This is a genomic window from Streptococcus sanguinis, assembly GCA_013378335.1.
Classification (GTDB): Bacteria; Bacillota; Bacilli; order Lactobacillales; family Streptococcaceae; genus Streptococcus; species Streptococcus sanguinis_I.
This window is the reverse complement of the sequence record CP040556.1, coordinates 596,351-609,321: the sequence shown is the minus strand read 5'-3', so window position 1 is coordinate 609,321 and position 12,971 is coordinate 596,351. Positions and strand designations below refer to the sequence as shown.

The window sequence follows — 12,971 nt, the reverse complement described above, 5'->3', positions numbered from 1 at the left end:
GAATAACAAAAGACAGCGGTTTGATGTAATAACAATTGAGAAAATCTTTTTTTGTAAGTTATTTTGATAGAAATTAGACAATTAATAGCAATCTGTTATTCTTTTTCTATATAAATTTTTATACAATAGATTTGGAAACGCTATCATTATACATAAAGGAGATTTTTATGATATTAATAAATAAGAAAATCGTCGCCTACTTTTGCATCTTGCTAGCTTACGCATCTCTTGCTGCTTGCTCTTCAGACACAGATAATACAGAAGCTCTTCCTAGTCTCTCGTCATCTTCTTCAAGTATCAGCTCATCAAGTAGTAGTTCATCTACACAAAATAATTCAGCCAAAATAGATAAAGCAGAAAAAGCTAAGACTGAACAAGAAGAAAAAGAAGCTGCTGAAAAAGCTGAAAAGGAAAGAATAGCACAAGAAGAAGCTCAAAAAGCTGCGGAAGTTCAAAGGCAACAAGAAGAAGCTGCCGCTGAGGCTCAAAAGCAACAAGAGGAAGCAGATGCTCAAGTAGCTCAAGAACAGCCTCAAGCTAATGTTTATTACAAAAATTGCTCCGAAGCAAGAGCAGCTGGTGCTGCACCCGTTTACCAAGGACAACCTGGATATGGTCGTCACCTTGATAGAGATGGTGATGGTATCGGATGTGAGAAATAATTAAAAGAGTTTGGGACAAAAAGATTTCAATTTTTAAAAATCTTAATTATTAAGCCCTTCAAATCTATAATTAAATGCGAAAAGCGAACAAAGCAGAATTCTGATTACCAGAAAACTAGTTTTGTTCGCTTTTTATATTTGAGGTTGGACTTTTGTCCCAGCCTCTTTTAATTATACTAACATGTCACTTGCACTTCTAAACCAAAGTGGTCACTGACAACAGGTGTTGCTTTCCCGTCAAAAACGACAGCGGAGCGCTCAACGTCCATCCCTTGGCTAGTGAAAACATAGTCTATCTTCAGAGCATGCTTATTGTCGTCCCAGCCTGCAATAGTCCCTTCTACTGTTGCCTCTCCGCTAGCTTCTTTTGCAGCGGTATGACTATCCTGCAGCTTCAGGGGACTGGCTAAGATGGTCTGGTAGCCTTGCTGGCCAACCGGGTTGTTGAAATCACCCATGAGGACCAGAGGACTTTCTGCTTTTAGCAGCTCTGCTTCAAGCTTAGCCCATTCCCCCTGAAATCCTTTATCCCACCAAGACAAATGGCAGGAGGCAATTGTCAGCAATTGACCTTCTACCTCAGTCTCGGCTAGCAAGACCTTGCGGGTATGGTAATCCGTAGGATCATTAGCCTCTGATACCAGAACTTCTCTAGGAGCCATAGGATTTCTAGATAGGATTGCCACTCCTTCATTGTAAATATCAAACCCAATATGATTATAGGCCCAGGACCAATGATAGTCCAGTCCTGCCTCAGCCAACTTTTCTACCAGACATAGAGCAAAGTTGTCTTGATGAATCGCAATCGCTCCTTCAACCGCCTGATAGAAAGGAGCCTGAACAACCTGTTCAGACTCCGTTAATTGATTGACTTCCTGCAGGCAAATGACATCATATTTTTCTTGAAGAATGCGTTCTGCAAGCTGATTAAGCTTAGTTTCTTGCTCTTCTTCCATCCAACTATGAGTATTTAATGTCAGGAATTTTGCCATGATTTCTCTTTTCTATATTACAATTCAACCTTAGCAACAACTGTCTTAGCAGATGCTTGACCAAGTTTTTCTACTGTCACAGACTTGATAGCTGCTGCATTTGTGAAGACTACGATTGTTGAAGTTTCACGTCCTGCTTCTTTGATTGCTTCCAAGTCAGCCGTTACTAGAAGATCTCCAGCTGCAACTTTTTGACCTTCTGAAACATGAACTTCGAATGGTTTACCTTCAAGGCTAACAGTTTCCAAACCAATATGTACTAAGACTTCCAGGCCGTTATCTGTCACAAGACCGATAGCATGCTTGCTAGGGAAGACGCTAGTTACTGTACCAGCAACTGGTGAATAAATCTTACCATTTTCTGGCTCAACTGCAAATCCGTCACCCATCATTTTTTGTGAGAAGACCGGATCTTTAACATCTGCTAAGTCAATGACTTGACCGTCCGCAACAGTTTCAACTTCCTCAGTCACACCTTTGTAAGAAACTTCGGCAGCCGCTGATTCTGCTTTTTGGCTAGGAAGTGTTTCAGGAATCACTTCACCAGAGTCCAGCAAGTCTTGAATATCAGATTTAAGAACGTCGGCTTTTGGTCCGTAGATAGCTTGAACGCCTTGGCCTTTCATAACCAATCCCATAGCGCCTTCAGCTTTCCACTGCTCTTCTGTTCCAACTTTTTCAGCATCTTTGACAGTCACACGCAGACGAGTCATACATGCATCTACATCAACGATGTTAGCACGGCCGCCAAGAAGATTGATAACATTTACCGCTTGAGAAGCAGCAGCAACTTTACCGCCAGTTGACTCTGATGAAGAAGCTTCATCTGAACCTTCTGCTGTTTCATAGTTACCGTTACGTCCTGGAGTTGCGTAGTTGAACTTCTTGATCATAAAGTTAGAAATGAAGTACATCACAACACCAAAGAGAATCGTTACCCAAATGAAGTTGATGATATCCATCCCCAAGCCAGCATTGATTGCCATTGGTGTACGGGTCAAGAATTCGATAGAACCGAATGAGTGTACGCGAAGGTTGACGATATCAGCCATTGCAAAAGCAGCACCCTGAACAACTGAGTAGACCAAGTAAAGTGGAGTTGCAACAAACATGAACATGTACTCGATTGGCTCAGTAACCCCTGTCAAGAAGGTTGCCAGAGCAGTCGCAATCATCATACCTTTGTATTTGTGCTTTTTATCAGCATCCACATTGTGATAGATAGCTGCTGCTACCCCCATAAGGATACCGAAGGAACCAATCATCTGACCAACTTTGAAGCGAGCTGGGTGAACAGTCACAAGCAAGTGCTTATAAGTATCAGGATCAGCTGTTTTCGTACCAACCAAGTCAGTTACCCAAGCCAACCAAAGTGGATCTTGACCAGCTACCGTTGTTCCCGCACCAGAACCAACAATAACGTGGTAAACACCACCTAGCTCTGTGTAGTTCATTGGGATGGTCAACATGTGGTGCAAACCAAATGGAAGCAAGAGACGTTCCAAAGTACCATAGATAAATGGTGCCAAAACTGGCGCAGTATCTTGTGAGTTAGCAATCCAAATACCAAAGCTGTTGATACCTGATTGAACAACTGGCCATACAAATGACAAAATAATTGCTACGATAGCTGAACGCAAGATAACAACGAAAGGTACAAAACGCTTACCATTGAAGAATGACAAGGCATCTGGCAATTTACGGAAGTTATAGTATTTGTTGTAAGCTGTTGCTCCAACAAAACCTGCGATAATTCCGACAAAGACACCCATATTCAGAGCTGGTGACTCCAGAACACTGATGAAATAATCAGAAACCTTAATAGATGCGCCAAACATTGTTTTAACTACAGCTGTTTTATCTGAGAGCATATCGCTGGTAACACCAAACATGACACCAGTAATACGGTTAATCAGGATAAAGGACAGACCAGCTGCAAAGGCACCGCCAGCGCGTTCTTTTGCCCAGCTTCCACCGATAGCCAAAGCAAAGAGGATATGCAGGTTACCAATAACACCCCAACCAATCTGCTCTAAAACACCACCGATAGTGACTAAAACACCTAGATTTGGATTAATCATCGGGATAGACTTACCGATACTAATCATCAGTCCTGCTGCCGGCATAACAGCAACGACCACCATCAAAGCTTTACCGAATTTTTGCCAAAATTCAAAGCTAAAAATGTTCTTGAATGAATCTTTCATCATTCAGACCTCCTTATATTTTTTGCAAACAAGTCCGTTTTTGTGAAATCGTTTGCATTTCGATACATCTATTATAGCACGATTTTTTATTTTGTAAAGGCTTTTATAAAAATATTTTCTCTTTTTTTGCATCCCAAAGGCTGAAATTTCTCTTTACCAGCCATATTCTTGCTATATTTTAACGAAAACGATTGCATAAAACAACCAGAAAGTCCGCATTATTTCTTCTATCAATCCTGTAACAAGCGCAAAAAAACTCCGTCTCCTAAAGAGAACAGAGTCTTTAATTTTCTATTCTTGCATGGCATAACCAACACCGCGAACAGTTTTGATATAGCTTGGTTGCCCCTCCACATCAATTTTACTGCGCAGATAACGAATATAAACATCTACAACGTTGGTCTCGGTTGCACTCTCGTACTTCCAGACACGCTCCAGCAGTTGCTCACGGCTCATGACCTTATTGCTGCCCATCAGGGTTACCAGCAGATCGTACTCCCGCCGTGTCAGTGCAATGACTTCCTCACCGCGGTAAACCGTATGATTTTTAATATCCACTCGCAGATTGCGGTAAGAGGTCGGAATTTTCAAGAGGCTGCAGTGCTGGTCGATAAAGTCGCGCCCGCGGAAAATGATGGAGACGCGCTCCACTAAATCACTGATAATGAAAGGCTTGACCACGTAGGAAACAGCAAAATGTTGGATTGCTTCCTGCTGCTCTGCAATCTCTTCGCGACTAGCCAGAACGATAATGACGGACGCTGGCTTAATCAAGCTCAGCTGTTTAGCAAAGTCGCTGGCTGTCATATCTTGAAGATCATAGTTGAGCAAGAGCAAGTCATAATCCACATCTTTAGCCAGAGCCAGTCCCTCTTGACCAGTCTCAGCTAAATCTACAAGAAAGCCTTCCTTTTGCAGTTCCAAACTCACAAATCGGGCAAGATTTTTTTCATTTTCTACTAGTAAAATTCGCTTTGCCATAGGCCTATCCTATTTTTCGTCGTACCAAGAATAGTGGTAGGTACCTTCTTTATCTTTACGGTTATATGTATGAGCACCAAAGTAATCACGCTGAGCCTGAATTAGATTAGCTGGCAGATTTTCCGCACGATAGCTATCAAAGTAAGCAATAGCACTAGAGAAAGTTGGCACTGGTACTCCTGCTTGCACAGCCAAGCTGACAACATCACGCACTGCCTGCTGATACTTAGCCGTAATGTCCATGAAGTATTCATCCAATAGTAGGTTAGCTAGGTCAGCATCACGGCCATAAGCATCTGTAATCTTTTGCAAGAAACGAGCACGGATGATACAGCCAGCACGCCAGATAGAAGCAATTTCACCGAACGGCAGGTTCCAGTTGTTTTCCTTAGAAGCTACACGCAATTGAGCAAAACCTTGAGCATAAGACATAATTTTTGAGAAATAAAGAGCCTGACGGATCTTTTCAATCAACTCTGCCTTGTCTCCTTCAAAGCTGAAAGCAGCTGGTTTTGGCAATACCTTGCTAGCTGCCACACGCTCATCTTTGTAGGTCGAAATGTAACGCGCAAAGACTGACTCAGTAATCAAGGGCAGCGGAACACCTAAATCCAGAGAAGATTGACTAGTCCACTTACCTGTTCCCTTATTGCCAGCCGCATCCAGAATGTAGTCAACGATTGGACCATCTTGACCTTCATCGTCCTTGCGTGTCAAGATATCCGCTGTAATCTCAATCAGATAGCTGTCTAGCTCGCCTTTGTTCCACTCCGTAAAGATGTCTGCCATTTCACTAGCTGAAAGCCCCAGCAAGTGCTGCATCAGGTCATAACTCTCAGCGATTAGCTGCATATCTCCATATTCAATCCCGTTATGGACCATTTTTACATAGTGACCAGCACCATCAGGACCGATATAGGTCACACATGGTGCACCGTCTTCAGGAGCTTTAGCAGAGATTTCTTCCAAGACATCCGCTACCAACTCATAAGCTTCTTTTTGACCACCCGGCATAATAGACGGTCCTTCCAATGCGCCCTTTTCACCACCGGAAACACCTGTACCGATGAAGTTGATACCAGAGTTAGCCAACTCTTCATTGCGGCGAATGGTATCCTTGTAGAAAGTATTCCCACCGTCAATCAGGATATCTCCCTTATCCAAGTGAGGAAGCAGCGCCTGAATAGTCGCATCTGTACCAGGGCCAGCTTGAACCATCAGCATAATCCGACGTGGCTTTTCGATAGAGTTCACAAAAGACTCCACATCATAGCTTGGCACAAAGTTTTTCTCAGGATGAGAGGCAATGACGTCCTCCGTCTTGTTTGCTGAGCGGTTATAAATGGCAACTGTATAGCCACGAGATTCGATATTTAGGGCAAGGTTACGGCCCATAACAGCCATACCAACAACACCAAAATTTGCTTTAGTCATTATGTTCTCCTATAGTTTGTTTGTCTTATTTTATCATTTTTAAGACTTAAAAGAAAGTATTAAGTCGGTGAAGGATGAAAGAGGGAGGGATAGACAAACCAAGCACAGATTAACTGAACTTGGTTGTGGAGATTTACTTTAAAGCTAGATAGTTGTTTTTTTTTAAACGTAGGTTCAATTCTGCCCTTTAAATTGATAGAGTTCTCATTGCTTCGCTACCATGAATATTCATAACCACAAAATCTTCATCATCAACCTTAGCAATGATGTGATAAGACTCTATATGAAAGAATAATCATTGCTATCAATAATAGTATGAAATAAGGACTATTGAAAAGTAAAACTCTGTGAAAGGAAAATTGCATAAACATCTGAGAGAATATTATTGCAAATAAAGTTTTCTAATCTCATATTCTCTGAGTATGACTTAAACAATCCAATAAGAAATCATTGATAAATGTTATCTTTCATTTATCGTTATCTATTTCCTTTATAATTTCTAATATTTCTTCCTGCTCATCTATAGAAAATTCACAATGTAATTCTTGGTTTTCTATTACATCCAACATAAGCTTTTTCTTTTCAGAAAGTCTAGAATAAACTTTATAATCTATAGTATTTCTACATCCTTCTTGTCCATCCATAAAAAGATAAAAATAGTTTGTTTCCTGACCTTCTTTCAAGCCTAAACGATGAATCCTATCCCTTGATTGAAGCATATGAGTTAGATTAAATGAGAATTCATAGTAAATGGCATCATGAGCAATCATATGTAATGAAATTGATTCCGCTAATGTATGCGGATTGGTAATCAAAACATCATAACGACCAGCTTGAAAATCTATTATAATCCGTTCTCTCTCCTCTGATGGTATACTGCCATAGATTACTGCTACTCTTGCACCCAATTCCTGTATTTTATCATGCAATTTATTTATGGTATCAATAAAAATACACCAAATAATATGAGGTTTATTCTTTGTTAAAAGAGAGTCTGATTGAGAAATACATCTATCAAACTTAGACGAATTTTCTAATGATTTTATTAAATCCAGCTCATAATTCGTATAGTTTGGAAGCTCGTCAGTATAATTTATTAATTGCTGTTCTTCATCAACACCATAATCGCCATATATTTCTTTAGTAATCTTTTCTATTAAAAGGGTAGGATTAGAAGAAAGTTGGATTAATCTAATATAGAGTTTAAATGGTTGATGACCATACTTTTTCCACAAAATATCAATAATTAACTGCTCCGTATCGTTGGCTGTCACTCTAATTAATTGATCCTCGTTTTCCTTTGGAACTAATAATTGATTCTTTGTTACTCTCCAAAAGAATGGTGATAACTTTTCATTTATTTCCTGTGATTCAGTAGGAGATAAATGACTAAGTTCTGATTGAGAAAATCCAAAATACTGTTTATATTCAAAATTATAAAGTATATGTAAAAAATTCCAAATATCCTGATATGAGTTTGGGATTGGTGTTCCCGTTAAAACAAGTCTATAAGTAGATTTACATGACAATTCTATTGCAACCTTGGCTCGTTCTGATCCTATTCTTTTTATTTTATGTACTTCGTCAAAAACTAACAATGTTTCCTCATCAATTATATTTGATAGAGCTTCCTTATGTTTTATAAGCGATTCATAATTAATTAATACAAGACTATAATTATCAGTATTTTTATACATCATTTCACTGACAAAATCGGATGCATGTATATCTAAAACTCTCAGACTCCTTTTATTTCCAAACACATTTCTAAACTCTTCTTTCCATGATAAAAAGGAATTTTTTGGACCTATAACAACAATCCTTTTTGCTTTATTTATTTGTGGACTAGAAAGATAGGCAAAGGAACCGTACACCATTGACGTTTTACCTGCGCCTGGAACAGAAAAATTAGCAGCCCTTTTCATACAAACCTGATAGAAACTTAACCAATATTGAATATCATATAACTCTCTATCTACTTCTTGATTTACGATATTTTTGAAAACGTCAAATTCCTGCTTAAACATCTCATCTTTGTTTTTGAGTGCAAGTCCAAGTTTTTTCATTTCTTCAATTTGAAACTTATTACTTTGGATATACATGTATACCGAATCATCTATTATTATTTGGGTATCTGTTCGTTTTCCATATCGTTTAAGGAGCTTAATGATTTCTTCAATATCTGTATAATTTAAATCTGTTTTAAATGTTGTTAATGAAGCATTAAGAAAATATTTTTTGGATAACTGATTTATAGAACGCTGATTAAAATCTATCTTTTGCTTGATTAGATTATTTTGAAATTTTAGGTCATTATTGAAATACAATATCAACGCTTCGTTTTTAAGCATATTTTTATTTAAAATAATTTTTCCTTTACTATAACTAATTAATCTTAATCTAACAATCTCATTAATTGACTTTACAAAAATATAACCATCATCATTTTCACCATCCCACAATTTATTAAATTCTTTTAGCTTTGTTCTAAGTTGCTGTTCTGACTGAGTCCAACTATCTAAAACTGTGATTTCCTCGTAATTTTTTGCAAACGCTGCTTCTGACTCATTCAACGATCCGGTAAAAAACACCATATTATCTAAATCATCTAGAAACATCCCATATTTTGCATGAAATAAGCCAGAATGGGTAAATCCTATTTTTATTTCTACTAGTCCAATTTCTATTAAATAAGCTAAATTAGAAATATTAATTTTTAGAGAAACGTCTGAGTCATCATAATTAAAGTTTTTGAACAAATCGCTTGTCAATTTAGACTTATTAAAATATCCCAATCTGATTGCTTCATAATCTTGCTCAGATATTTCATGAGAAATTATGAAACGCATTTTTCCGTTATTAAGCAATAAATTTTGAATTCCTTTTGTATAGTATGCCAAAGATTTGCTGCTAAAATATCCACTAACTCTGTTATATAGAACAGCTTCCTTTAAGACCAAATTATAAAATGATTCAGGAATATTATCATCTTTAGTAGAGTAAAAGGTTTTAAATTCTAAATCTGAAAATGTCATATGTTTTTTAACTCTTCAACAAAATTAGCAACTTGAACTAGTAATTCATGAAATTCTTGTTTTGAATTTTTTTCCAAGCGATTCAATGAATCCAAATCAATTTCTCTTAAAATTTTAAAACTTTTGTTTAAAATTTCGAAAGGTTGATTCTTAGCGTTCTGTATTTTTTTCCGCTCTACCATTCCCTCAGTTAATTCTGAAACTTTACTTCGTATTTGGATATCTAAACTAACTGTTTCCTTGTTATAATTCTCAGAAAACGATTTAACTGCATCGTCTAAAATTTCTGTCTCATCGATTTCGTCTAACAATTCTGTACCTAGTTGCTTGTCTTCTATAACTGGTCTTAAATCACGAATTTTTCTAGATATGTCACCATTTAACGACATTATATTAAGAAATAAAAATTCTTGAATATCATCCTTGGATTCCACATCAATCCTATTACTCTTCAAAATCTTATGTATTTCACGAATTGGGCCATCAATTTTCTGATCACGAGCTATGTGAAACCTTAAAGGTCTCTTAATGAAATCAAGATAATCAATCATTAGTTTCGAAATTTCAATATCCTCCTTAATTTTACTTAAAGAAATTTGTGTTTCACGACTATATTCCTCAGGAGTAAAAACACCATCGTCTTCAATTAAATCTCTATAAATATCAACCAACCTATCTATAGGATTGTAATCAACACGTGCTTCAATAGCATGTTGTAAATTTAATTCTAAACGCTTTATATCTTTTTCATTATATTTTTTGCTATCTAGAATAACTGCTTCCAAATAATTAAACTCTGCTCCAGCCCCTTCCTAGAAAGTTGGCGTAAAGATGTAAAACGCCTGTTCCCATCTAGCACTATTCCATTAGATAAGACAACTGCTGGCTCTGTCTGCGACATAATTCTTATATTCGCTTTGGTCTTTTTTAAAGCATCGCTATTACTTTTCTCAATATATGTTTCGATAATATTATTAAATTGTTCTACATCTTCTGGGAACTCATTTCCTTCGTCTAAATATTGAGAAACATAAGTTGCAATTCTTCCGTTCTTCTTATTATATACAAGATGTTTGATTGGAATCCGATATACTTCAAATATTTTTTTTTCGCCTTGTAATGAAAGTTTTTTTGTAGCGATTGCATCACCCAAGTCATAATCTAATAAATTCATCTGCCAAATACCTCTTCTAAAAAATCTTCTTTATTTATATAAATTTTGTTTAACTTATCAGAATAATATGCTCCACATTCAACTAATCTAAGCCGAACATTGTATTCATCCAAATTGATTCCGTATTTCTTATTTAAATCATCCGTAAAATCTTCAATATTCGCTGAACCTAATTGTAGTAAGGAATCAACTAAAAAATCATTTAAATTTCTCTTTACATCTCCTTTGAAGTAAATATTAGGAAAACCAATGCTAACAGGTTTAGTTTTATTAGAAATATTAATAAGTCGATCCAAAGATATTAACTCTATTCCATCATCTAATAGAGAAAATTCTATACCATCATTTAATAAAGATATTATAGAGAAATAAGAATTAGAGGGTACCAAAATTTCGATTTCTTTTATAAAACTTTTAAGTTTCTCTAATTCAAATCCTCTCTGAATCATGAATTCAACGTTAATGTAAGTATTTTCTGAAATCTTTAATATCTTTAATTTCTTTTCAAGGTTGTATATCGTGCTATAATAATCTACTGTTTTTTTAAAAGAGATTTCATCTGCATGAAAAACTTTTTGAGATAAAATTAATGTAGTTAACGCATCTTTAGCACCTCTGTACTTTGAACTTATTACTAACTCTCCCCTAAGTATAAAACCTAGTGAAAAAATTAACGATTGCGATACTTCCTGTAACCCACTGTATTTTTTTATTATAGATATAAAATCTTGTTTTGAATATATATATCTATTCAAATACGGAAGAATATTAGAAGCTATCTCATTATAATTAGACTTATCCACATGAATTTTACCATCTAGAATATATTTTCTTAATTTAGAGGATATAAACGATGATAATGAACCCTTATGCAAACCAAATTTTTGATTCATATCAATACAAAATTCCTCTAAAGATATTCCTTCATAAGTAGACATATTATCGACTATATAGTCTTTTTTATCTTTTTCTCCTGCTATAAATTCTGGATTACGACCTAGATGTATGTTTTCAGTCAATATATTATATTTTTTACATATATTGTGCAATTCTGATCCAGATAGAATATCAAATCGTTCCATCACACCTGGATTAGTTTCAAAAATGTAATTCATACTATATGCACCATCGTCTAGGTTTTCAAAAAGAGAAAGTAATTCCTGTTTTTCGTGTTCTTTTATTTCTAAAGGATGGTACCTATAACCCTTCCCTAGAGAAAAAACAATGTGCTGATATCTATTCAACTGACTTTCAAGAGCCCTTTCACTTTTGGGTAAAATCTGTGGAAAATCATTAGCTTCCTCTTTGATAAGATAGAATAATTCATCAGTCTTAAAATATAACTGGAGATTTTTATACCTTCGTAAAATATCTATAATATAATTCTCTCTAGTTAATTTTAATACTCTCCCGTTAGAAGCAAATTTGTTACGTTTTTTTAAAATATATCTCTTTACTTCATCAGAATAATTCCCTTTTAAGATTTCATCGAGAATATCTTCCTCTCCTTTCGTGTATAGGAGTCCCATTAAATTATATAGTCTGGAATCTGATTCTGATATAGTGCTGAATATATCTTCAGATACATCAAATCTCTGATATAAATCTTTAAATTTTTCAACTTCATAAATTTTAGGTATTCTTTTTAAAGACCTATTAATTTTCTGTCTCACTCTTTCCCGAGTAATTCCAACTGAATTCCCAATTTCTTCAAGAGTCTTTCCGTCTAGTCTTTCTTTTAAAAAATTAATATCTTTAAAAGAAGATTGAAAAAAAGAGTCAATTGATATTAGCTTTTCTTCGATTCCACTTTTATAACTCCTTTCTTTCAAATAAAATTCCATGTCCAATCCATATACCTTAATAATTTCTTCACTAAAAGTAAGATTTTCAATAAATAAGCACCATGCATCATCTACTTGACTTTTGAAAATTAATTGCATATCTTCAAGTTGTTTTATTATTGAGGCCTGAAGACCTAAAAAATCCAGTTCAGAATTTCTGATTTTAAATTTTTCAAGAAAAATAGTAAACGTCTTCCATTTTAAAATTTCGTTTTTTATATTAAAGTTAAACAATAATTCAGAATATTTATCTATTTGAACAGTAGCCTTAACAGAAGCAGATTTTAAACCCATTTCCATCCAATTATTATTTTTCAACATTATAACCAGTTCATCAATTGAGTCAGTCATATGATAAATTTTACTAAACACTATTTTAGCGCCTACTGAGTACAACATTCTAATGTCATCAAAAATATTTGGATTTTTGTTAATTTCTAAAATACAATCACTTAAATACAAATTTATTTTTTCGATTTTATTTTTACTTATCTTATTAAACAGTCCATGATTGTTTCTTACAAAAAAATCAATTAACTCGACCCTCTTACCACACAGTGTTTTTGCAATTCGATTACTTAAGCCAAATTTGCATAAGAAATAAATTGATATTGTTTTATTAGCTTCTTCTTCCATGTAATC

The 12,971-nt window shown here is 35.3% G+C and carries 9 protein-coding genes; 1 reads left to right on the top strand and 8 read right to left on the bottom strand.

Annotation, left to right across the window (positions count from 1 at the left end; all coding sequences use genetic code 11):
* Nucleotides 1-167: 167 nt before the first annotated feature.
* Nucleotides 168-662 carry an excalibur calcium-binding domain-containing protein gene (locus tag FFV08_03210; protein QLB51754.1) on the top strand — a complete coding sequence of 165 codons (495 nt, stop codon included), beginning with the start codon at nucleotides 168-170 and terminating at the stop codon, nucleotides 660-662.
* Between the two features lie 176 nt (nucleotides 663-838).
* Here FFV08_03210 and FFV08_03205 read toward each other — a convergent pair whose 3' ends face one another.
* The 8 genes from FFV08_03205 to FFV08_03170 form a co-directional block, all read right to left on the bottom strand.
* Nucleotides 839-1,654, bottom strand: a complete 816-nt coding sequence (locus FFV08_03205) for a hydrolase (protein ID QLB51753.1) — start codon at nucleotides 1,652-1,654, stop codon at nucleotides 839-841.
* Between the two features lie 17 nt (nucleotides 1,655-1,671).
* Nucleotides 1,672-3,864 (bottom strand): PTS glucose/maltose transporter subunit IIBCA, encoded by a 2,193-nt coding sequence (locus FFV08_03200; protein ID QLB51752.1) that lies wholly within the window; start codon nucleotides 3,862-3,864, stop codon nucleotides 1,672-1,674.
* Between the two features lie 288 nt (nucleotides 3,865-4,152).
* Nucleotides 4,153-4,842 carry a response regulator transcription factor gene (locus FFV08_03195; GenBank protein QLB51751.1) on the bottom strand — a complete coding sequence of 230 codons (690 nt, stop codon included), beginning with the start codon at nucleotides 4,840-4,842 and terminating at the stop codon, nucleotides 4,153-4,155.
* 9 nt (nucleotides 4,843-4,851) lie between these two features.
* Entirely contained in the window at nucleotides 4,852-6,276 is a 1,425-nt protein-coding gene (gndA, locus tag FFV08_03190) for an NADP-dependent phosphogluconate dehydrogenase (GenBank protein QLB51750.1), read from the bottom strand.
* Between the two features lie 467 nt (nucleotides 6,277-6,743).
* A complete protein-coding gene (locus tag FFV08_03185; protein QLB51749.1) occupies nucleotides 6,744-9,311 on the bottom strand; it encodes a DNA/RNA helicase in 2,568 nt (855 codons plus the stop codon).
* A complete protein-coding gene (locus FFV08_03180) occupies nucleotides 9,308-10,096 on the bottom strand; it encodes a hypothetical protein (GenBank protein ID QLB51748.1) in 789 nt (262 codons plus the stop codon). Before FFV08_03180 ends, FFV08_03185 begins: the two co-directional genes overlap by 4 nt.
* Nucleotides 10,078-10,485, bottom strand: a complete 408-nt coding sequence (locus FFV08_03175; protein ID QLB51747.1) for a hypothetical protein — start codon at nucleotides 10,483-10,485, stop codon at nucleotides 10,078-10,080. The genes FFV08_03180 and FFV08_03175 overlap by 19 nt, the downstream gene beginning before the upstream one ends.
* Nucleotides 10,482-12,965 (bottom strand): hypothetical protein, encoded by a 2,484-nt coding sequence (locus FFV08_03170; GenBank protein ID QLB51746.1) that lies wholly within the window; start codon nucleotides 12,963-12,965, stop codon nucleotides 10,482-10,484. Before FFV08_03170 ends, FFV08_03175 begins: the two co-directional genes overlap by 4 nt.
* Nucleotides 12,966-12,971: the final 6 nt, after the last annotated feature.

Bases quoted from the DNA above. Each gene is read 5' to 3' on its own strand.
- FFV08_03210 (QLB51754.1), top strand. From the start codon at position 168: ATGATATTAATAAATAAGAAAATCGTCGCCTACTTTTGCATCTTGCTA.
- FFV08_03205 (QLB51753.1), bottom strand. From the start codon at position 1,654: ATGGCAAAATTCCTGACATTAAATACTCATAGTTGGATGGAAGAAGAG.
- FFV08_03200 (QLB51752.1), bottom strand. From the start codon at position 3,864: ATGATGAAAGATTCATTCAAGAACATTTTTAGCTTTGAATTTTGGCAA.
- FFV08_03195 (QLB51751.1), bottom strand. From the start codon at position 4,842: ATGGCAAAGCGAATTTTACTAGTAGAAAATGAAAAAAATCTTGCCCGA.
- gndA (QLB51750.1), bottom strand. From the start codon at position 6,276: ATGACTAAAGCAAATTTTGGTGTTGTTGGTATGGCTGTTATGGGCCGT.
- FFV08_03185 (QLB51749.1), bottom strand. From the start codon at position 9,311: ATGACATTTTCAGATTTAGAATTTAAAACCTTTTACTCTACTAAAGAT.
- FFV08_03175 (QLB51747.1), bottom strand. From the start codon at position 10,485: ATGAATTTATTAGATTATGACTTGGGTGATGCAATCGCTACAAAAAAA.
- FFV08_03170 (QLB51746.1), bottom strand. From the start codon at position 12,965: ATGGAAGAAGAAGCTAATAAAACAATATCAATTTATTTCTTATGCAAA.